The sequence below is a fragment of the Actinoallomurus acanthiterrae genome, from assembly GCF_054775715.1.
Window position 1 is genome coordinate 3,624,571 of sequence record NZ_BAAHCO010000001.1, and the last position, 20,501, is coordinate 3,645,071.

At 69.8% G+C, this 20,501-nt stretch carries 21 protein-coding genes and 1 pseudogene; 11 read left to right on the plus strand and 11 right to left on the minus strand.

The window, feature by feature from the left end; all coding sequences use genetic code 11:
- The first annotated feature begins 60 nt into the window (after positions 1 to 60).
- Entirely contained in the window at positions 61 to 1,680 is a 1,620-nt protein-coding gene (locus tag ACYVF7_RS17665) for an FAD-dependent oxidoreductase (RefSeq protein WP_460341262.1), read from the plus strand.
- Between the two features lie 8 nt (positions 1,681 to 1,688).
- On the opposite strand, the gene ACYVF7_RS17670 is transcribed toward ACYVF7_RS17665, so the two are convergent.
- The 4 genes and pseudogenes from ACYVF7_RS17670 to ACYVF7_RS17685 form a co-directional block, all read right to left on the minus strand.
- Complete coding sequence (locus ACYVF7_RS17670; protein WP_460341264.1) at positions 1,689 to 2,564, minus strand: alpha/beta fold hydrolase; 876 nt, start codon at positions 2,562 to 2,564, stop codon at positions 1,689 to 1,691.
- 103 nt (positions 2,565 to 2,667) lie between these two features.
- Positions 2,668 to 3,279, minus strand: a complete 612-nt coding sequence (locus tag ACYVF7_RS17675) for an ATP-dependent DNA ligase (RefSeq protein ID WP_460341267.1) — start codon at positions 3,277 to 3,279, stop codon at positions 2,668 to 2,670.
- A 100-nt stretch (positions 3,280 to 3,379) separates the two neighbouring features.
- Positions 3,380 to 3,730 (minus strand): annotated as a pseudogene (locus ACYVF7_RS17680) (ATP-dependent DNA ligase); the annotation flags it as partial.
- A gap of 48 nt (positions 3,731 to 3,778) precedes the next feature.
- On the minus strand, positions 3,779 to 4,504 hold the full coding sequence (locus tag ACYVF7_RS17685; protein WP_460341270.1) for a pyrimidine reductase family protein: 726 nt from the start codon (positions 4,502 to 4,504) through the stop codon (positions 3,779 to 3,781).
- Between the two features lie 106 nt (positions 4,505 to 4,610).
- On the opposite strand from ACYVF7_RS17685, the gene ACYVF7_RS17690 reads away from it, so the two are divergent.
- Positions 4,611 to 5,021, plus strand: coding sequence for a hypothetical protein (locus ACYVF7_RS17690; RefSeq protein ID WP_460341272.1), 411 nt, complete (start codon positions 4,611 to 4,613; stop codon positions 5,019 to 5,021).
- A gap of 28 nt (positions 5,022 to 5,049) precedes the next feature.
- Here ACYVF7_RS17690 and glgX read toward each other — a convergent pair whose 3' ends face one another.
- Both glgX and ACYVF7_RS17700 read right to left on the minus strand, forming a co-directional pair.
- Positions 5,050 to 7,158, minus strand: coding sequence for a glycogen debranching protein GlgX (gene glgX, locus ACYVF7_RS17695; RefSeq protein WP_460341275.1), 2,109 nt, complete (start codon positions 7,156 to 7,158; stop codon positions 5,050 to 5,052).
- A gap of 292 nt (positions 7,159 to 7,450) precedes the next feature.
- A complete protein-coding gene (locus ACYVF7_RS17700) occupies positions 7,451 to 8,077 on the minus strand; it encodes a TetR/AcrR family transcriptional regulator (RefSeq protein WP_460341278.1) in 627 nt (208 codons plus the stop codon).
- A gap of 84 nt (positions 8,078 to 8,161) precedes the next feature.
- Here ACYVF7_RS17700 and ACYVF7_RS17705 point away from each other — a divergent pair, with 84 nt between their 5' ends.
- Both ACYVF7_RS17705 and ACYVF7_RS17710 read left to right on the plus strand, forming a co-directional pair.
- Entirely contained in the window at positions 8,162 to 8,671 is a 510-nt protein-coding gene (locus tag ACYVF7_RS17705; protein ID WP_460341281.1) for an SDR family NAD(P)-dependent oxidoreductase, read from the plus strand.
- Between the two features lie 2 nt (positions 8,672 to 8,673).
- Complete coding sequence (locus tag ACYVF7_RS17710; RefSeq protein ID WP_460341284.1) at positions 8,674 to 8,895, plus strand: hypothetical protein; 222 nt, start codon at positions 8,674 to 8,676, stop codon at positions 8,893 to 8,895.
- 113 nt (positions 8,896 to 9,008) lie between these two features.
- Here ACYVF7_RS17710 and ACYVF7_RS17715 read toward each other — a convergent pair whose 3' ends face one another.
- Entirely contained in the window at positions 9,009 to 9,659 is a 651-nt protein-coding gene (locus ACYVF7_RS17715; protein WP_460341287.1) for an NAD(P)-dependent oxidoreductase, read from the minus strand.
- 100 nt (positions 9,660 to 9,759) lie between these two features.
- Between ACYVF7_RS17715 and ACYVF7_RS17720 the strand changes: the two genes are divergently transcribed.
- Positions 9,760 to 10,128 (plus strand): winged helix-turn-helix transcriptional regulator, encoded by a 369-nt coding sequence (locus ACYVF7_RS17720; protein WP_460341290.1) that lies wholly within the window; start codon positions 9,760 to 9,762, stop codon positions 10,126 to 10,128.
- Here the strand turns inward: ACYVF7_RS17720 and ACYVF7_RS17725 are convergent.
- Positions 10,113 to 11,426 (minus strand): MFS transporter, encoded by a 1,314-nt coding sequence (locus ACYVF7_RS17725; protein ID WP_460341293.1) that lies wholly within the window; start codon positions 11,424 to 11,426, stop codon positions 10,113 to 10,115. The genes ACYVF7_RS17720 and ACYVF7_RS17725 overlap by 16 nt on opposite strands.
- Before the next feature lie 130 nt (positions 11,427 to 11,556).
- Between ACYVF7_RS17725 and ACYVF7_RS17730 the strand changes: the two genes are divergently transcribed.
- The 5 genes from ACYVF7_RS17730 (at position 11,557) to ACYVF7_RS17750 (ending at position 15,441) form a co-directional block, all read left to right on the plus strand.
- On the plus strand, positions 11,557 to 11,634 hold the full coding sequence (locus ACYVF7_RS17730) for a putative leader peptide (protein ID WP_360890854.1): 78 nt from the start codon (positions 11,557 to 11,559) through the stop codon (positions 11,632 to 11,634).
- A gap of 157 nt (positions 11,635 to 11,791) precedes the next feature.
- Entirely contained in the window at positions 11,792 to 12,808 is a 1,017-nt protein-coding gene (locus ACYVF7_RS17735; RefSeq protein ID WP_460341296.1) for a taurine ABC transporter substrate-binding protein, read from the plus strand.
- A 150-nt stretch (positions 12,809 to 12,958) separates the two neighbouring features.
- Positions 12,959 to 13,636 (plus strand): ABC transporter ATP-binding protein, encoded by a 678-nt coding sequence (locus tag ACYVF7_RS17740; RefSeq protein ID WP_460341299.1) that lies wholly within the window; start codon positions 12,959 to 12,961, stop codon positions 13,634 to 13,636.
- Positions 13,633 to 14,511, plus strand: a complete 879-nt coding sequence (locus tag ACYVF7_RS17745) for an ABC transporter permease (RefSeq protein ID WP_460341301.1) — start codon at positions 13,633 to 13,635, stop codon at positions 14,509 to 14,511. The genes ACYVF7_RS17740 and ACYVF7_RS17745 overlap by 4 nt, the downstream gene beginning before the upstream one ends.
- Positions 14,512 to 14,544: 33 nt before the next feature.
- Entirely contained in the window at positions 14,545 to 15,441 is an 897-nt protein-coding gene (locus tag ACYVF7_RS17750; RefSeq protein ID WP_460341303.1) for a TauD/TfdA dioxygenase family protein, read from the plus strand.
- Between the two features lie 169 nt (positions 15,442 to 15,610).
- Here the strand turns inward: ACYVF7_RS17750 and ACYVF7_RS17755 are convergent, their stop codons facing one another.
- From ACYVF7_RS17755 to ACYVF7_RS17765, 3 genes are all read right to left on the minus strand, one after another.
- Positions 15,611 to 16,819, minus strand: coding sequence for a phosphodiester glycosidase family protein (locus ACYVF7_RS17755; protein ID WP_460341305.1), 1,209 nt, complete (start codon positions 16,817 to 16,819; stop codon positions 15,611 to 15,613).
- A 118-nt stretch (positions 16,820 to 16,937) separates the two neighbouring features.
- Complete coding sequence (locus ACYVF7_RS17760; protein ID WP_460341307.1) at positions 16,938 to 17,420, minus strand: DUF6194 family protein; 483 nt, start codon at positions 17,418 to 17,420, stop codon at positions 16,938 to 16,940.
- A 309-nt stretch (positions 17,421 to 17,729) separates the two neighbouring features.
- Entirely contained in the window at positions 17,730 to 18,824 is a 1,095-nt protein-coding gene (locus ACYVF7_RS17765; RefSeq protein WP_460341308.1) for an IS630 family transposase, read from the minus strand.
- Positions 18,825 to 19,191: 367 nt separating this feature from the next.
- Here ACYVF7_RS17765 and ACYVF7_RS17770 point away from each other — a divergent pair, with 367 nt between their 5' ends.
- On the plus strand, positions 19,192 to 20,469 hold the full coding sequence (locus ACYVF7_RS17770; RefSeq protein ID WP_460341310.1) for an RNA-guided endonuclease InsQ/TnpB family protein: 1,278 nt from the start codon (positions 19,192 to 19,194) through the stop codon (positions 20,467 to 20,469).
- The last annotated feature ends 32 nt before the right edge of the window (positions 20,470 to 20,501 follow it).

The following is a 20,501-nucleotide window of genomic DNA, read 5'->3' on the forward strand; positions in this document are numbered from 1 at the left end:
ACTACAACGTAGTACTACAAATAAGTACTACAATGTAGTGAAACCGGAAGGAGCGGTCCGATGGCGCAGCACACCGAGATTAGCGAGACCGAGGTCCTCGTCGTGGGCGCCGGGCCGACCGGCCTGACCCTGGCGCTCGAGCTGGCCCGCCGCGGCGTTCCGCACCTCGTGATCGACCGGAACGAAGGGCCCGCGACCGGCTCGCGGGGAAAGGGCCTGCAGCCGCGCAGCCTGGAAGTGCTGGACGACCTGGGCGTGATCGAGGAGATCCTCGCCGCCGGCGCGGTCGGCCTGCCGCTGCGCCTGCACCAGGGGCGGGAGCTCGCCGTGGAGCTGGCCACCTCAACCGGCTCCGGCCCCCGGCCGGGTGTTCCCCACCCCGACCTGGTGCTGCTGCCCGAATGGCGAGTGGAGAAGGTCCTGCGCGACCGCCTGACCGGGCTCGGCACCGAGGTCGCCTACGGGGCCGCGCTGGTGTCCTTCCGACAGGACGACGACGGCGTCACCGCCGTGCTGGAGGATGGCTCCACCGTCCACGCCCGCTACCTGGCGGGCTGCGACGGAGGGCACAGCACCGTACGGCGGGGCCTGGGCGCGACCATGAACGGGCGCACCCACGACGACCAGTACTTCCTGGTCGGCGACGTGAAGATCGACGGTCTGAGCGACGACGCCGCCTACGCCTGGTTCGGTCAGGACGGGACCTACCTGGCCGTGTCGCCACTGCCCGCCGCGGACGGTGCCTGGCAGTACCAGGCCAACGTCGTCCCCGGCCCCGACGGTTCCGTCCCCGAGCCGACCCCGGACCTCTTCCGCGAGCTGTTCGCCGCACGGTCCGGCCGCGCCGACGTGGTCCTGACCGAGGCGACCTGGCTGTCGCGCTACCGCTTCAACGCCCGCATGGTCGACCGCTACCGCCACGGCCGCGTCTTCCTGGCCGGCGACGCCGCCCACGTGCACTCCCCGGCAGGCGGCCAGGGCATGAACACCGGCATCCAGGACGCCTACAACCTCGGCTGGAAGCTCGCCGCCGTCCTCTCCGGTGCTCCAGAGGAACTGCTGGACAGCTACGACGCCGAGCGGATCCCCGTCGCGGCCCAGGTCCTGGCCGGCAGCTCCCGGGGCTTCGAGTCGGTGTTCACCCTGCGCGGTCCCCGGCGCCTCCTCCGCGACCACGTGATCTTCCCGCTGGTCAAGCGGCCCGCCGTCATGAGCCGGCTGCTCGCCAAGACCGACCAGCTCGGCATCGCCTACCCCGACTCACCCCTCACCGTCACCTCCGGGAATCGGGGCCCCCGCCCCGGCGACCGCGCCCCCGACGCCCGCGGCACCGCCGACGGTGCCGCGACCCGCCTGTTCGACCTCACCCGCGGCACCCACTGGACGATCCTGGGCTTCGGAGCCCAGACCGCCGGGGTCCTGCGGAACCTCCAGAACGCCGATGGCGCACACGTCCGTACCTGCCTCCTCGCCGACTCCGGTGCGGACCTCCCGCAGGCCGGCGTCCACCGGACGCTGGTCGGCGATGAGGCCCGGCGGCTGTACCGGGCACGCCCGGGCACGCTGATCCTCATCCGCCCCGACGGCTACATCGCCGTACGCGCCGACGACGCCGAGACCATCGACGGCTACCTCGCCCGCACCCTTGCCCCGGCTGCGAGCCACGCCCCCGCACGGTGACAGGCGCCCTATCTCCACGCGCGGTCGAGGAGGCCGGCGACGAGCGGGGCGATCTCCGGCAGATGGGTCTCGAGGGCGAAGTGCCCGGTGTCGAAGAGGTGCAGCTCGGCGCCGGGCACGTCGCGCAGATAGGCGTGGGCGCCGGGCTCGGGGAAGAACGGGTCGCCGACGCCCCAGACGATCAGCGTCGGGGGAGTGTGCTTGCGCAGCCACGCCTGCCAGCGGTCGTAGCGCTCGACGTTGGAGTGGTAGTCGAACGCCAGCGCCACCTGCGCGTCCGTGCGGCCCGGCAGGTCGAGGAAGTGCTGGTCGAGGGTCCAGCCGTCCGGGGCGAGCAGTTCGGGGTCGGTGACGCCGGTCTCGTACTGGCCGCGGGTGCCGGACAGGGTCAGCAGGCCGCGGACGGTGTCCTCGGCGCCGGGTGTGCCGGGGCGCAGGGCGATGAAGTCGCGGGCGACGTCCGACAGGCCCTCGGTGTAGGCGTTGCCGTTCTGGACGATCAGGCCGGCGATCGACTCGGGGTGCCGCTCGGCGAGGCGGAACCCGACCGGTGCGCCGAAGTCAAAGACGTACATGACGAATCGGGACAGGCCGAGCCGCTGGACGAACCCCTCGGTGACGTCGGCGAGCCGGTCGAAGGAGTAGGCGAAGTCCTCGGGGGCCTCGGTGTGCCCGAACCCGGGGTAGTCGGGGGCGATGACCCGGTACTCGGCGCCGAGCGCGTCGATCAGGCGGCGGTACTGGTGTGAGCCCGACGGGAAACCGTGCAACAGCAGCAGCACGGGCGCGTCGGCCTGGTCGGGCAGCGACTCGCGGTAGAAGACGCGGACGCCGTCGACGTCGATCCGGCGGTGGGCGATGCGGGCGATCGGGCGCAGCGGCATGACTAATGCCTTTCATCATGGACGACGCATTAGTTATAGCGATCGCCGTGCTAATGCGTCAACCACGACAAGATGCATTAGTCGATGCGAGACTCCGCCCGGGTCAGCCGCCGAGGATGTCGTCCAGGTCGTACGCCACCGGCACCTCGAGCTGGTCGTAGCCGCAGGACTCCGGCGTGCGGTCCGGCCGCCAGCGCCGGAACCGCGCCGTGTGCCGGAAACGGCGGCCCTCCATCTGGTCGTAGGCGACCTCAACGACGAGCTCCGGCCGCAGGGCCACCCACGACAGGTCCTTCTTACCGGTCCACCGGCTGATCGCGCCCGGCATGCGGTCGACCGTCGCCTCCGTCTGCTCGGCCCATCCGGCCCACGGGTGACCGGTGAGATCCGCGACGCGGTAGGGCTCCAGCTCCTCCACCAACTCCTCGCGGCGCTTCATCGGGAACGACGCGGAGACGCCGACGTGCTGGAGCCGGTCCCCGTCGTACAGGCCGAGCAGCAGCGAGCCCACGATCGGGCCGGACTTGTGCCAGCGGAAGCCCGCGACGACACAGTCGGCGGTGCGGTCGTGCTTGACCTTGAACATCGCCCGCCGGTCCGGCTCGTACGGTCCGTTCAGGGGCTTGGCGACCACGCCGTCCAGCCCCGCGCCCTCGAACTCCTCGAACCAGCGCAGGCCCTCGTCGTACGCGTCCGTGGCGGGCGTGACGTGCACCGGCGCCTTCGCCCCCGCGAGCGCCTCGGTGAGCCCGGCCGCGCCGGTCGCCGAACGGCGTCTCCATCAGCGAATCGTCGCCGAGCGCGAGCAGGTCGAAGGCGACGAAGCTCGCCGGCGTCTCCTCGGACAGCAGCTTGATCCGCGAGGCGGCCGGGTGGATCCGCTGCTGCAGCGCCTCGAAGTCGAGGACGTGCCCCTTCCGCAGGACGATCTCCCCGTCGAGGACGCACCGCTCCGGCAGCTCACGCCGGAAGCCCTCGACCAGCTCCGGGAAGTAGCGATCCAGCGGCTTGCCGTTGCGGCCGTAGATCGCGACCTCGTCGCCGTCCCGGAACACGACCGACCGGAACCCGTCCCACTTCGGCTCGTAGAGCAGATCCCCCCGTGGCAACTCCTTGACGGCCTTGGCCAGCATCGGCGCCAGCGGCGGGCTCACAGGCAGCTCCATGACCTGACCCCCTCATGTGGAAAGACGTTCCCCCGTTATAGACCACGTCTACGACAATGGCTCCACCCGCGTATAGCGGAGGAACAGGAAGTCCTCCTCCTCCAGGACGTGCCCGAGGCGCAGCGGTGTCGACGCCGGGCCGGGGCCGTTGATGATCCGGGCCGTGTCGCCCGCCGTGATCTGCGGGCTGACGGTGAGGCACAGCTCGTCGAGCCGCCCGGCCGCGACGAACTGGGCGAGCAGCCGCGGACCGCCCTCGGTCAGCTGGCGGGTGAGGCCCCGCTCGGCCAGGGCGTCCAGCGCGGCGGCGACGTCGACCGTGTCCTCGCCGGCGACGATCACCTCGGCGTGCTTCTCACAGCCGCGGCGCCGGTCGTCCGGAACCGACGCGGAGGTGATGACGATCGTGGGGCTGAGCGCCTCGGTGAAGAGCGGGGCGTCGAAGTCGAGTTCGAGCGAGTGCGACACGATGGCCAGCGGCGGCGCCTCCGCGCGGCCCGTACGGATGTCTCCCCACCAGTCGCGGGGCTGGACAGGGCCGTAGCCCTCGACGCGTACGGTCGCGGCGCCCACGACGACGACGTCGGCCAGTCCGCGCAGCAGCGACAGCAGCCGCCGGTCGGCCTCACTGCCCAGACCGCCCGCCTTGCCCTCGAACGTCGCCGCGCCGTCCGCGCTGGCCACCATGTTGCCCCGGAGCCAGGGCGTGGTGGTCTCCGGATAGGCGTACGCCTCCGTGAGCTCGGCGAGATCGGCGGGTTCTAGTCGTCGCATGACACCAAGGGTGGCACAGCGGCCGGTTCGTGACGTGATCGCGCTCTGCGCGCAGCGTCGTTTAAGCGAGACTTGTCATGGGACGCCGGTTAAGAGGGGTGAAGGCGTGGGGATCGCCGCATTGGTGATGTGGATTCTGACCGCCGTCGCAGGCGCCTACCTGCTGTTCATCTGGCTCGCCAACGGCGGCCTGCGACAGCAGGCCACCAAGATCACCCGCTTTCCCGCGGCCCTGGTCCTCGGCCATCCCGCACTCGCCGTCGTCGCACTGGGGACGTGGCTGGAGTTCCTGCTCACCGCCCGGACCGTCTACGCGTGGAGCGCCTTCGGGGCGCTCGCGGTCGTGGCGATGCTGGGCTTCACGCTGCTGACCCGGTGGCTCACGGGACGCGGCGGCAGGCACGCGCGCGGCGCGGAGCAGAGCTTCCCGCTGATCGCCGTGGTCGCCCACGGCACGGTCGCCATCACGACGTTCGTGCTGGTGCTGCTCACCGCCATCAGGGTCAGCCGGGGCTGACGGCCCTCCGCCACCGGCCGGACCGGCCTCAGCCCGGGACGATCCGGCGCAGCAGCACCAAGGCCCGGTCGGTGACCTCGAGCCGGTCGTTGGCCTTGACGGGCCCGCGCTCGGCCGGTTTCGGCAGCGCGGTGTCGAGCACGACCTCCCACCGCTCGCCGAAGCGCTCATCGGGAACGCGGAACACGATGCCGTCGGAGTGCGCGTTCAGCAGCAGGAGGAACGAATCGTCCCGGACCCGGCGTCCGCGTGGGTCCGGCTCGGTGATCGCGTCCCCGTTCAGGTACACCGCGACCGCCTTGGCGTATCCAATGTTCCAGTCCGCGTCGGTCATCTCCGCCCCCGCGGGCGTGAGCCAGCCGATGTCGCGCTGCCCGTCGAGCTCGCCGCCGTGGGTGCGCCCCTGGAAGAACCGCCGCCGCCGGAACACCGGATGCTCGCTGCGCAGCCGCGACACCGTGCGGACGAAGTCGACGAGGTCCTCGTCGCCGTCCCAGGAGACCCAGGCGAGCTCGTTGTCCTGGCAGTAGGCGTTGTTGTTGCCGCGCTGCGTGCGCTTCAGCTCGTCGCCGTGCGACAGCATGGGCACGCCCTGGGACAGGAACAGCGTGGCGATGAAGTTGCGCTGCTGCCGGGCGCGCAGCGCGTTGATCGCCGGATCGTCCGTCTCGCCCTCGGTCCCGTAGTTCCACGAGCGGTTGTCGTCGGTGCCGTCGCGGTTGTTCTCGCCGTTCGCCTCGTTGTGCTTGTGGTCGTACGAGACGAGGTCGTGCAGCGTGAACCCGTCGTGGCAGGTGACGAAGTTGATGGAGGCGAGCGGCCGCCGCCCGTCGTCGGCGTACAGGTCGCTGGAGCCGGTGATGCGCGAGGCGAACTCCTGCAGCGCCGGCTCGCCGCGCCAGAAGTCGCGGACCGAGTCGCGGTACTTGCCGTTCCACTCCGTCCACAGCGGCGGGAAGTTGCCGACCTGGTAGCCGCCCTCGCCGACGTCCCACGGCTCGGCGATCAGCTTGACCTGCGACACGATCGGGTCCTGCTGGACCAGGTCGAAGAACGCCGACAGCCGGTCCACGTCGTGGAACTCCCGCGCCAGCGCCGACGCCAGGTCGAACCGGAACCCGTCGACGTGCATCTCGGTCACCCAGTACCGCAGCGAATCCATGATCAGCTGCAGCGCGTGCGGGTGCCGGCCGTTGAGGCTGTTGCCGCAGCCGGTGTAGTCCAGGTTGTACCGCTTGTCGCTGTCGCGGAGCCGGTAGTAGGCCGCGTTGTCGATCCCGCGGAAGCTGAGCGTGGGCCCCAGGTGATCGCCTTCGGCGGTGTGGTTGTAGACCACGTCGAGGATCACCTCGATCCCCGCCTCGTGCAGGGTCCGCACCATCGCCTTGAACTCCTGCACCTGCTCACCGAGCTGCCCGGACGAGGAGTAGGCGTTGTGCGGGGCGAGGAACCCGATCGTGTTGTAGCCCCAGTAGTTCGTCAGGCCGCGCGCCACCAGCGCGTGCTCGAAGACGAACTGATGGACCGGCATCAGCTCGATCGCCGTGACGCCCAGACCGAGAAGGTGCTCGATCATGGCCGGGTGGGCCAGCCCGGCGTACGTGCCGCGCTGGCTCTCCGGGATGTCCGGATGCCGTTCCGTGAGGCCCTTGACGTGCGCCTCGTAGATCACCGTCTCGTGGTACGGCGTCCGCGGCGCGCGGTCGTCGCCCCAGTCGAAGAACGGATTGATCACCACGTTCTTCGGCATGTACGGGGCGCTGTCCTCGCCGTTGAGCTCCGCCGGGGCGGCGAACCGGTAGGAGAAGAGGGACTCGTGCCACCGCACGTCGCCGTCGACGGCCTTGCCGTACGGGTCCAGCAGCAGCTTGGCGGGGTTGCATCGGTGGCCGTCCGCCGGTTCGTACGGCCCATGGACTCGGTAGCCGTACCGCTGGCCGGGACCGACACCCGGAAGGTAGCCGTGCCAGACGAAGCCGTCCACCTCGGGCAGGGGGTAGCGCGTCTCGGTGCCGTCCTCGTCGAACAGGCACAGCTCGACCCGCTCTGCCACCTCCGAGAACAGAGCGAAGTTCGTGCCGGCGCCGTCCCAGGTGGCACCCAGCGGGTACGGGGTGCCCGGCCAGACCTCCTGCATCGTTCTCCTCGGTGTCCACGAACACGACTCATCGATTGTTGCCGTACCTCGGCTGATAAGCGAATGGCGCGGCCGGGAACGGCTGAGTGACGGTACCGTCCGGCGGTCGCGGAGCACCAACCCTTTCGGGCGCTCGTCGTTCTCTCGGCGTTCGTCAGGCATGCACTCTATGTGCAGCTGAGAACGCTGAGGGGCAGGATGCCGAAACCGCGTCCCGGCGCGTCTCCGCACCAGGACCCGTCACCGCTGGACGGTTCCAAGACCGGCGGATCCGCAGGCGGCGCCGGGTGTGTCAGCCCAGGCGGACCACGCCGGCGAGCAGGGCGATCAAGGGGCCCTCGAGGTCCGCGAGGCCGACGCCGAGCCGGCTCGCCATGGCGTCACACGCCGGGAAGCCGGTGACGGCTCCGATGGCGGCGACGGCGTGATCCCCGTCGAACGCGGGGTGGAGCCGGTCCGCCCCGGCCAGGCGGTGCACGAAGCCGGAGATCTGGTCGTAGCGCCACCGCTCCCGGTCGTCGATCAGCCGCTGCGCCTCCGGGGCGACGGCGGACAGGCTCACGAGCCGGCGCAACAGGTCCGGATCGGTGTCCCAGAACCGGCAGAACTCGCGCACCATCGCCCGGAACGCCGCAACGGGGTCGGTGAGCGCGGCGGCGTCGCCGACCGCGGTGACGACCTGGGCCCGCTGAGCGAGGTCCTCGGCGATGGCGTCCAGGAGCCCCAGTTTGGACCCGAACCGTCGGTAGATCGTGACGCGGGTGACCTCGGCGGCCGCGGCGACGTCCTCCAGGCTGAGCCGGTGATAGCCCCGCTCGACGAGGAGCCGGCGTCCGGCGGCGACGAGGTTGCGGCGGGTCCGTTCGACGCCCGCCGCGCGCAGGCCCGCGCCGGGCGGACCGAGGTGGGACTCTGGCACACCGCGATGATACAGCCCGTATATCGTGATACGTCGTGTATCTTGAGATACACGGCGTATCATTTCCGGCGAAGGGGAGACGCCATGGGCATGGCGGAGGTGGCCCTGGTCACGGGCGCGAACAAGGGGCTGGGGAAGGAGACCGCGCGACGGCTCGCGCAACTCGGCATGACCGTCTACCTCGGGAGCCGTGATCCCGATCGTGGCGCCGCCGCCGCTCGTGACCTGGCGGACGACGGCGCTACGGTGACGCCGGTCCCGCTGGACGTCACCGACCCGTCCGAGGTACGGGCCGTCGCCGACCGGCTGCGACGCGACCACGGGCGGCTCGACGTCCTGGTCAACAACGCCGGCGCGACCGTCGACACGCCCGCGGTGGATGTGACGGCCGAGCGGATGCGAGAGGTCTTCGAGGTCAACGTCTACGGGGTGGTCGGCGTCATTCACGCCACGCTGCCGCTGCTCCAGGCGTCCGACGCGCCTCGCGTCGTGAACGTCTCCAGCACGACCGCGTCACTCGCCCGGACCGGTGACGGCACGGACTTCGGCGGCGACGCCGGCGGCTCGCGTACAGCGCGTCGAAGACGGCCTTGAACATGCTGACGCTCCAGTACGCCCAGGCGTTCGCGGCCGACCCCGCGCTGGCGCACATCCGGATCAACGCGGTCACTCCCGGCTACACGGCGACGGACATGACAGGCCACCAGGGCACGCGCACCGTCGCGGAGGGCGTCCGCGTCATCGTCGAGTTCGCCACGCTCTCCGCCGCCGGCCCGACCGGCGGGTTCTTCAACGACCAGGGGCCGGTGCCCTGGTGACCGCCCGTACGCCACGCTGGTAATCGCCCGTGCGGCGCGGTGCTGATCGCCCGTGCGGCGCGGCCGGTCGCCTCGCCGGGCGACCGGCCGCGTTCGTGCGGGAGTAGGAGGGATCAGACGGCGGCGGCGGTGAAGCGCGCGCCGATGTACTGCGGGCTCTCGATCTCGTCCACCAGGGCGGCGGCGTAGTCCTCGTAGGAGATGCGGCTGTCCCCGGCCGCGTCGGTGACCAGCCGGTCGGCGTCGGTCCGGTAGCCGCCGGTGCGGGTGCCGGGGCCGATCTCCGCGGCGGGGCTGAAGTAGGTCCACTTCACGTCGGGGACGGTGCGGTAGTAGGCCAGCGCCTCGCCCTGCGCCGTGGCGTCCGGGCGGTACGCCTCGGGGAAGTCCGGAAGGTCGAGGAGCCGCGTGCCCGGCGCGATCTCCAGGCTGCCCGCGCCGCCGACCACGATGAGGCGCGGCGCCTCGTCGCCCAGGCCGCGCAGGGCCTCGACGTATGTCTCGGCGGCCCGCCGGTACACCTCCGTGTCCTTTCCGGCGCCGCCGAGCGCGCTCACGACGACGTCGTGGCCGCGGACGGCCTCGGCGATCGTCTTGGGGTCGAAGACGTCGGTGACCGCCGCCACCTCGAGCGCCTCCGGACGGTCGCCGAGCTTGGCCGGGTCGCGGACGACTGCCGTGACCTCGTGGCCGCGATTCAGGGCCTCCCGCACGATGCTGCCGCCGATGTTCCCCGTCGCGCCGACTACTGCGATCTTCGCCATGGTCTCTCCTCGATAGGTTCGGTCTCGCTGCCTCCAACAGGCCTGGTGGGCGGATGATTTCCAACGGATACCAGTGTCTTTGAAGACCTATAGTGTCCATATGGATACCAATACGGTCAGGGGAGATCTGGACGACCCGGGCTGCCCCACGCGGCAGGTGATCGACCGGATCGGCGACAAGTGGAGCGTCCTGGTCATCCTGCACCTGGCGCGGGGGGGCATGCGGTTCACCGAGCTGCGCGACAGCGTGCGCGGAGTGACCCCGAAGGTCCTCACGCGCACGCTTCGCGCCCTCGAACGCGACGGCCTCGTCAGCCGCCGGGTCTACGCGGAGGTGCCGCCGCGCGTCGAGTACGCGCTGACCGACCTCGGCCGAAGCCTGACCGGCCCGCTGGACGTCCTCCGCACGTGGGCAGAGGAGAACATCACGGCCATCACCTGCTCCCGCGAGCGTTACGACGTCGCCTGACCGGGCTCGGCCACGGGGGCCTGGACCGGACTCCCGGTGTCCGGCGGTGCGGTCGGGGCCTGGCCGAACTCCACTCCGTGCGCCTCGCGCCCGAACGCGGTCAGCAGGATCACCGCGAGGAGCGTCGGCGCCACCACGACCCCGAACGCGTACGAGTATCCGTGCGAGTCGGCCAGGCGCTCCTGGAGCGGAAGGTTGATGGCGGCGAGCAGGTTGCCGAGCTGGTAGGTCACGCCGGGGTAGAAGCCGCGGATGGCGTCGGGGGACATCTCGGTGAGATGGGCGGGGATGACACCCCAGGCGCCCTGGACGAAGAACTGCATCAGGAAGGCGCTGACCGCCAGGAGCGCGGTGCTCTTGGAGTAGGCGAACAACGGCACCACCAGCAGCGCGAGCAGGGCGGCGCCGACGATGGCCCGGCGCCGCCCGAAACGCTGAGAGAGCGTGCCGACCAGGATGCCGCCGAGGATGGCGCCGATGTTGTAGATCACCGCGATGCCGACCGCGTAGTGCGGGGAGTGGTGCAGCCCCTTCTTCAGGAAGGTCGGATAGACGTCCTGCGTGCCGTGGGACATGAAGTTGAACGCGGTCATGAGCAGCACGAGGTAGAAGAACCGGATCAGGACCTTCCGGTCGAAGAAGACCTTGCGCAGGGGCGTGCGCGTCGCCTGCAGCCGGGCGTTGGTGCGCTCCCAGACCTCCGACTCTCCCACGCGGTAGCGCACGTACAGCGCGATGAGCGCGGGCACCGCGCCGAAGACGAACAGGCCGCGCCAGCCGAACAGCGGCGTGATCGCGAAGTAGGCGAGCGCCGCGACGAGGTAGCCCGCGGAGTAGCCGACCTGGAGCAGGCCGGAGTAGAAGCCGCGCTTCTCCGCGGGGAGTTTCTCCATCGCCAGGGAGACGCCCAGACCCCACTCGCCGCCCATGCCGATGCCGTACAGGAAGCGCAGGATGAGCAGCATCGTCAGCGAGGTGGAGAACCCGGAGATCAGCTCGACGACCGAGTAGAAGAGGACGTCGGCCATGAGAGGGAGCCGCCGGCCGACCTTGTCCGCCCACAGCCCGAACAGGTACGCGCCGAGCGGCCGGGCGATCAGGGTCAGCGTCGTCGCGACGGTGACCTTCTCCGCCGAGGTGCCGAAGTCCTTGGCGATCTCGGTGATGACGAAGACGAGAAGGAAGTAGTCGAACGCGTCCATCATCCAGCCGAGGAACGCCGCGAGGAAGGCGTTCCGCTGGTCGCGGTCGAGGCCACCGGCCTGATCACGGATGTCGCCGAGCAGGGGTATGCCCATCTGTCGTCCTTAGGTCCGGTCCGTTGATCCGCCCCCGGGCCGATCTTTACCCACAGATGAAGAAATCAATTCCCGATTAAATTGGTAGGAAAGATTGACTTGACCGGTATCGGCGTGTTTGCATCTGTTCATGCGCGTCCGGCCCGCTCTCACCCGCCGGCGACACGTCGACCTGGTCCGTGTCGCCGCCGCCCGCTGTCGCGGCTGACGATCTCGCCGATCTCCCCCCGGCAGGCTCCCTCTTCCTCCGCGGCCACCCGTCCGGTGTGGCCGCGTTCCACCTCGCGATCTCCCGCGAACACCCGTCCCGCGTGAGCGGCCCGTCCGCGAGCGCGGCACCGCCCCGTACAGGAGCGCACTCCTCCATGCCCAGAAGATCCCTGTCTGCCGTCCTGACCCTGACCCTGGCCGCCACCGGCTGCGCGGCGCATGCGAGCTCGGACTCGCCGACGCTCAAGATCGGGTATTTCCAGGGGTCCGTCGCCGGTCCCGAGGCCGTCGTGGCCGCCGATCCCGGCCTCGCCTCCCACGTCAAAGCCAAGATCGAACTACACCCGATCGACAGTGGCGTCGCGGGCATGGCCCAGCTCCGCGCCGGTGCCTTCCCCGTCGTCTCGGGCGTCGGCAACCCGCCGTTCGTGGGCGCCTTCTCCTCCGGCACCGACGTCGAGGTGGTGTTCGCCGAGAGCATCGACGAGTCCGGGCTCGTGGTCGGCGACGCCATCAAGTCCAACGCCGACCTGAAGAAGATCGGCGTGCTGGTCGGCTCGACTCTCGACTTCCAGTTGCGCGGCTGGCTGAAGTCTCAAGGCCTCACCGACAAGGTCCAGATCGCGAGCTTCGCCAGCGAGGCCGCCGAGGCCGCCGCCTGGAAGGCCCACAAGATCGACGCGGTCTACATCAGCCAGTCCTTCCTGCTCGACCTGAAGAAGCACGGCGGCCGAGTCCTCACGACCGCGTCGGACATCGCCAAGCTGGGGTACGCCGCCGTCAACCTGCTCGCCGTCAGCACGCAGTACGCCAGGAGCGACCGCGCGGTGGTCCAGCAACTGGTCTGCCAGATCTCCCAGGCCCAGACGCTGGCGAAGGGGGACCAGGCCGCGAAGTACGTCCGCCCGGCGGCGCGGTTCCTCGGCGTCCGGCCCGACGACGCCGTCGAGGCCACGAAGACCTATCCCTACATCCCGGCCGGCGAGGAGACCGGATGGCTCAAGGGGGCGGACGGAAAGGCCTCCTCGGGCCGGCTCGCCGCGAACTTCCAGCGCACCGCGGAGTTCCTCGTCACCCAGGGCCGCGCCAAGACCGTGCCGCCCCTCGACAGGATCGCCGCGCACATCGACCCGAGCTTCTGGGACAAGGCGCAGTCGGGAGGATGCTCATGAACCGTCCCGACGTGAGCGACCGTCCCGGCGTCGCACCCTCCGAGGACCGAGAGACGAGGACGGTCACCGAGCGGCCGGCCGCCGTACGGCTCCGGGACGTCGGCAAGACGTTCCGCGGGCGGCGCCGGGCAGACCCGGGCGCTCGAGGGCGTGAGTCTGGACATCGAGGCCGGCGAGTTCCTGTGCCTGCTGGGCCCGTCCGGATGCGGCAAGTCGACGCTGCTCGGCATCCTGGCCGGCTTCGACTCCGCCGACTCCGGTCAGGTGCTGGTCGACGGCCGGCCGGTCGAGGGGCCCGGACCCGACCGCGGGGTGCTGTTCCAGACGCCGACGCTGTTCCCCTGGCTGACCACGCGGCAGAACGTCCTGTACGGCCCGCGGTCCAGAGGCGCGCTCACGCCGGAAGTCCGGGCGGAGGCCGACGTGTTGCTGGACACGGTCGGGCTGACGGACTTCCGCGACGCCTATCCGCACGAACTGTCCGGCGGCATGCGGCACCGGGCGGCGTTCGCCCGCGTGCTGATCAACCATCCGAGCGTCCTGCTCATGGACGAGCCGTTCGGGGCGCTGGACGCCATCACCCGCACTGGGATGCAGCGGTTCCTGCTCGAGCTCTGGCAGCGGCGGCGCATGACGATCGTGTTCGTCACCCACGACGTCGAGGAGGCGACGCTGCTGGGCGACCGGGTCGCGGTGCTGTCCGGGCGGCCGGGCCGCACGAAGGCGATCGTCGACATCCCGCTTCCGCGGCCTCGCGCCTACGAGGACACCGAGACGCTCGAATTCGTCAATGCCAAGCGGCGTATCAGGGAGGTGCTGGAGCGATGACCGGCGAACCCGCTCTCGCCGCGGACCGGACAGACGGGACCGAGACGTCTCCGCCGTCGGAGCCGCCCGGCCCGGTGGTCACGCAGGTGAAACGGACGCGGCGGTCGCCGCGGCGCGCGCTGTACGGCGCGGCGGGCCTGCTGCTGACGCTCACCGTCTGGCAGGTCGCGGCGGTCGTCATCGGCGATCCGGTGACACTGCCGACGCTCTCCCAGACCGTCCGCGAACTCGCGCACTACCTCACCCACCCGTACCCGGAGGTCCAGGGCAAGACCCTCGTCGAGGACGCCCTGATCAGCACGGGCCGGATCCTGGCCGGCTTCGGGCTGGGCACGGCCGTGGGACTCGTGCTGGGCGCGGCGATGGCGGGCGTCCGCGTGATCCGCGAGCTGGCCGACCCGATCATCGGCGTCGTACGGCCGCTGCCGCCCATCGCCTTCATCCCGCTGCTCGTCGTCTGGTTCGGCATCGGTGAGACGTCGAAGGTGGCACTGCTGTTCTTCGGCGTGCTGCCGGTCATCACGATCGCCACGCTCGGCGCGCTCGACGCCGTGCCGGTCGAACTGCTGCACGCGAGCCGGAGCCTGGGCGCGTCCTCCTTCTACACGATGGTGCACGTGCGGCTCCGCGCCGCCGTCCCGGGCGTGATCACCGGCATGCGGATCGCGATGGGCGGCGCCTGGACGAGCATCATCGCCGCGGAGATGATCGCCGCCACCGGGGGAGTCGGCTTCCTGATCCTCCAGGCCGGCAACTACCTCCAGACCCCGCTGATCTTCAGCGGGATCATCGTCATCGCCGTGCTCGGCTTCGCGTTCGACGGCCTGCTCCGTCTCCTGCTGCGAGCCGCGGACCCCACCGTCCGTCGCTCCTGAAAAACCCTGACAACCCCTGAGAGAAGGAGTCCCATGTCCACACTCGAGATCCGGAAGATCGGCGGGCGCATCGGCGCGGAGGTCGCCGGCGCCGACCTCGGTCACCTCGGCGACGGCGCGTTCGAAGAGATCAACGCGGCGCTGCTCGAGCACAAGGCGCTGGTCTTCCGAGGCGCCGGCCTCGACGACGACGGCCAGATCCGCTTCGCCGAGCGGTTCGGCGACCTGACGACGGCCCACCCCACCGTCCCGTCCGTGGATGGAAGTCCCAATGTCCTTCCGGTCGACGGAGAGGAGGGCATCCGCTCCAACCACTGGCACACGGACGTGACGTTCGTGCGCACGCCGCCGAAGGTCAGCACGCTGCGAGCCCTGGTCGTCCCGCCGTACGGCGGCAACACGCTGATCGCCAACGCGGCCGCCGCCTACCGGGACCTGCCCGCGGAGCTGCGGGAGTTCGCCGACCGCCTGTGGGCGGTGCACACCAACGACTACGACTACGCGGTTCCTCGTACGAACTCGGAGAAGGCCGCGAAGTATCGCGAGGTGTTCGTCTCAACCAGGTACCGGACGGGGCATCCGGTCGTCCGCGTGCACCCCGAGACCGGCGAGCGCGGGCTGTTCGTCGGCGGCTTCGCGCAGCGGATCGTCGGCCTGAGCGGTACGGAGTCGCGGGAGATCCTGCGGATCTTCCAGGAGTACGTCATCCGGCCGGAGAACATCCTACGCGTCCAGTGGAACCCGGGTGACCTGGTGGTCTTCGACAACCGGATCACTCAGCACTACGCGCCGGACGACTACGGGGACCAGCCCCGCAGACTGCACCGGGTCACCGTCGCGGGCGACGCGCCGGTCGGCGTCGACGGCAGGGAGAGCCACGTCATCGAGGGCGACGAGGCACGCCACTACACGCCGGCCGTCGCCGCCTGACAGAGCCCGGGACCCGGAGTAGCGGGGCTCCGGGTCCCGGCTTCATCACGCGTGAGCGGTACGGGCTCAGGACGCCGGCGTCGGAAAGGGCGGCGGCTTCGTACCGTTGGCGCCGTCGAGAAGCTCGGCGCCGCCGCGCCCGGCTCAGGCGGGCACGGCGGCGCCGGCCTCAGGGACGCGTGAAGATCCCGATGCCGTTGGCGACCGCCCGCTCCGATCCGTCGGACGGGGCGTTGCGCACGGTCACGTTCGGCTCGCCCGGCCCGCGTACGGCGAAGGTCGAGGAGCCGCCGCCGTCCATGTTCATCCCGTCGTCGGCGCCGACCTCGGCGAGGAACGCGGACAGTTCGGCGACGGTCATGCCGGCGCTGTTCGCGAGGCGGCCGTCGACGACGACGAGGTAGAGCCGCCGGCCGTTCCGGCTCACGCCGGTACCGGTGCGCGGCGCCCGGGTGACGGCGTCCAGACCCGTCAGCGGCGCCCCGTCGTGAAGGATCGGGAAGCCACCGACCGCGAACCGCAGGTGACCGGGGCCCGCGAGGTCGTGCCGGACCCGTACCCACTCGCCGGGGTGCAGACCGCGCAGGGCGTCGGCCCCGTCCTCCCGGCCGACCAGCACGGTGGTGTCCCGCGGGATCGGACCCGCGCCGATCACGTCGCTCACCTGGGTCACGACGCCGCGCCGTACGGTCACCTCGGCGGCGTCGAGGCTGCACGGATCGCTTCGCACGGCGTCGGTGCCGCAGACCGCGCGCGCCCGTGAGGTCGCGCCCCAGTCGGCGGTGTAGGCGCCGATCCCGCCGACCGGCAGGGCGTACTGGTTCAGCCCGAGCAGCGGGAGCCTGCCGTGGGGGGTGCGGATCGAGCCGGTGAGGCGCAGGCTGGTCACTCTTCCCCTGTGGTCCCGGCCGACTCCGAGCACGTCCTTGGTCGACGTGCCCGGAGGCAGTGCCGGGCCGAACCGCTGCCCATCGGGGACCGCGCCCTTGAGGTCACGACCGTCGGCGATCTCCGGCCCGTCCGACGAGCCGGTCGGGACGATCCCCGGATGGGTCTCGCTGATGTTGAAGAAGTCCCCGTTGACTCCCGCCACCGCCCGCTCGGCGTTGGCCATGGCCGACACCTGCGCGCGCTGGGAGATCGCCGGGGGATGGAGCAACCCGACCCGTACGTGCGGGTTGTGCAGGTCGACTTCGAGCAGGTCACCGACGACCAGGCCGCCCGCGCTGTTCGTCTGGAAGGTCCGGAACACCACTCCGGGTGCGATCTGCGCCGTGCTCGTGTACAGCGGTCCGTCCTCGGCGGACGCGGTGGCCGCGCCCGCTCCGGAGCACGTCACCACCGCCGCCACGAACGCCGCGACCAATGACTTTCTCATCACCGGCAACGCCTCTCTCTGGGGTACCAGGGCTCACGGTGATCATGACCTGGTGCCCATGGCGGCGATATGACGCGCGGGTGAGGAGAGCCCGTCCCCTGTACGGCGGGCGAGGGGGCTACGACCGGTGACGGTTCCGCCGGTCGAAGCGTTCGGCGTCCAGGGCGTGAGCCTCCTTCAGGAGAGAGAGCACCTGTTCGCCGGTCACGGCGTCCGGGTTGAGGACACAGACCCAGCCCTGAGTGGCGTAGACCGGGTGGGGGAGGAGCCGGTCGGCCGCCGTGTAGTCGAAGTCGCCGTGGTGGTCGGCGTGCGCCGCGGGCGGGTGGCCGAGCAGCTCTTCGAACCTCTTACGGCCGACCGCCATGTTGACCCGGAACACGCCGTCGCGGTTCAGATTGGATGCGGTGTCGAACCCGTCGTAGTCCTTGACCACGACCGTGGCGAAAGGCTGGCGGTCGGTGGGCACGTCGCCGGACGGGTCGTAGTAGAAGAAGGAATCCCCCCAGGCGGCCTCCGGCGCTCCGTTGTCCTCACTCGCGGTCATGCCGACGGTCTCCGGCAGGCCGGCCACGAACTCGATGATCTCGTCCTTCGTCACGGCGTACGTCCCTTTCGATCAAGAGGTCGAGCAGATCTATGCCTTCAAGTCTTCCATTGAAGTGCTATTTGGGACTTTTACCGACAGATCGCCTGGACATCGCGGTCGAACCTTCAAGTAGCGGTCGTAGCTTCCGGCGGCGATCGGATGGCGTGTCTACCGAGATCTTCACTCAGGCTCTGGCGTGATGGTTAGCTGTCGCCGTGGCGATGATCACTCGAATCCGTCGCGTTGGCCGGATGTGGAAACAAATTCTGCTGAGGCTCGTCCGGATCAGAGTCAAGGGTTCAACCGGCTCCTAGTGCCGCGTCATGCAACGTTGATCATGTAACCGGTCCAGGTGCGGATGGCCGATTCGGGTGCGAAGTCGCGTTTGGGCTGAGCGCGGGCGTTGCGCCAGCGGACGTATGCGGCGATCGCGTCGCCTTGTTCGGTGTGGTTGCGGTGGTCGGTGCCGGACAGGGCGAAGTAGCGCAGGGCGGCGAACTCGGCTTCGATCCAGTTCAGCCACGAGGCATACGTCGGCAGGAACACCAGCTCGATGTCGTTGCCGGCCGCCCAGGAGACCACGTCGGGGTGCTTGTGGGGCGAGAAGTTGTCCAGGATCAGATACAGCTTCTCGCCGGGCCGGCGGGCGCGCAGGATCTTCAGGAAGGACAAGAACTCACCCGAGCGTTTGCGGGTGCGGATCCGGTAGATCATCTTTCCGCTGTTCAGGTCGAGGGCGGCGAGCATGTGCCGGACCCCGCCATGGCGGTTGTAGGTAGCGCGCAGCCGGGCCGGGTGCCCGGTCAGGCGCCAGGCGTGGCCGGGTCGTGGTTGCAGGTTCAACGGACCGAACTCATCGGCGCACACCACTCGCCCGTCGTCCGGCGGGCTGTCGTAAAGCTCCAGGACACGGCGCATCTTGGTGATGAAGTCCGGGTCGTTTGAAGCCTTCCAGGTCTTGGTGGCCTGCCAGGTGATCCCACCGGCCCGCAGGATCTGCCGGATCGACTCGCGACTGATCGAGGCGACCACTTTGGTGGCCACCAGGTGTTCGGCGAGTTTGCTCAGACTCCAGGTACTGAACGGCAACCCCAGGTCGCGGGGGCAGCACCGGGCGATCAACCGGATGTGGCGGCGGACCGCCTCACCGATCGTCTTCGGCCTGCCCCCGCTCCATTTTGGGTTCAAGGCATCGAACCCCATGTCGTTGAAGTCGTGGATCACGCCGCGGACGTACTCGGGCGAGCAGTCCAGCAGGTGAGCGATGTCCGGGACGCTTTGGCCTTGAGCCGACATCAGCACCACGATCGCCCGCCGCAGCTTCACCGGGTCCTTCGAGGTCCGGCCGATCCGCTGCAACCGTTGCCCTTCGGTCATCGTGACCGGCCGGACGAACACTTCCGGGGGACGCCCCATCAACCACCTCCGAGATCGCGCTCGAAAGCAGCCTGGCCCGCACCCGACTAAAGATCAATTACACGAACAACGATCTTGGACGCGGCACTAGCGAGGAATCCCGGCCCTTTGGACCGGGAGGAATCGCTTCTGTTATGCGCGGCGCGTTAGCGCTGCCTGGGCGGTTGGTCGGTCAGTCGGGTCGTTTCCGGCTCGATGTGTTCGGCGGTGATCGCCAGGGGTGCGCCGCCGCAGGAGGCGGCGAAGTAGGGCGGGGACCATAGGTGACCGCCCCACAGGTACTTAGACCAGGTGGAGGTGGTCGGTTCGCCGTTGAATTCGTGGACTTGCGTGCCGGTGCCGGTGTGTACTTGTAGAGTTACCGTCTGTGAAGTTGGTGGTGCAGGTGAAGCTGCTGCCGACGCCTGAGCAGGCGGCGGCGCTCGCGGCGACCCTGCCCCTGTGCAACGCCGCGGCAAACGAGGCGTCGGCGGTCGCGTTCGAGAAGGGCGTGTTCGCCCGGCAGAAGCTACAGAAACTCGTCTACGCGGACCTGAAGGCGCGGGGGCTGTCAGCACAGCCCGCTTTGCATGTGATCCGTAAGGTCGCCGACGCCTACACCACGCTGCACGCCCAGATCGAGGCGGGCCTGCTAGGGGACGAGCACTCGCGGCGGCGCCACAAAGCCGAGTCCAAGCCCATCGCCTTCCGGGCTGATGCGGCCCAGCCGTTCGATGACCGGTGTTTGTCGTGGCAGATGGACGCCCGGACCATCTCGATCTGGACCGCTTCGGGCCGGCTTCAGAACATTGCCTTCACCGGCGAGCCCGGGCAGGTGAAGTTCCTGGCGGCCCACCGCAAGGGCGAGACCGACCTGGTGCACCGCGACGGGATGTGGTTCCTGATTGCGACCTGCGAGGTTGAAGAGGCCCCGCAGTTCGAGCCTGCCGATTGGATCGGGGTGGATCGGGGGATCGTGAACCTGGCCACCACCTCTGATGGGGACAACCACCGGGGCAAGGGCCTACAGCGATACCGCAGGCGCCAGGCCCGGCTGCGCGCCCAACTGCAGACCAAGAAAGCCGCCGGAAGCCGGTCGGTCGCCCGCCGTCTTTCCCGCCGCTCACAGCGGGAGACGCGACACGCCTCGAACGAGAACCACAAGATCAGCAAGGAGATCGTGGCCGATGCCCGACGCACCGAACGCGGTATCGCACTTGAGGAACTGAGTGGGATACGCGATCGGGTACGGCTCAGGCGGCACCAGCGGGCCACGCTCTCTTCCTGGCCGTTCCATCAGCTCGGTGAGTTCCTCCAGTACAAGGCTCTGCGGGCCGGGGTGCCGCTCTTAGAGGTGGATCCGGCTTATACCTCCCAGCGGTGTCCCGTGCCGTGGTGCGGGCACACTATGCGGGCCAATCGGCCTGATCGGGATACTTTTTGTTGTCGTCGGTGTGGGTTCGCTGGCCCGGCCGACGTCATCGCCGCCATGAACATCCGGAGACGGGCGTGTGTGGCGTGGGCATTCGTCAGCATGCCCGTCCCTGACCCTGACTCCAGGGGGAAGGGAGATGCGACCCCGGCACGGCAGCCAGCCGCGACGGGGAGCGCGACAAGGTGTGAACGCCCGAGCCGCGAGCTCGGCTGTTCACGGCCGAGAAGCTGACTCTGTGGCCTGACATACGGATTTGACGCACG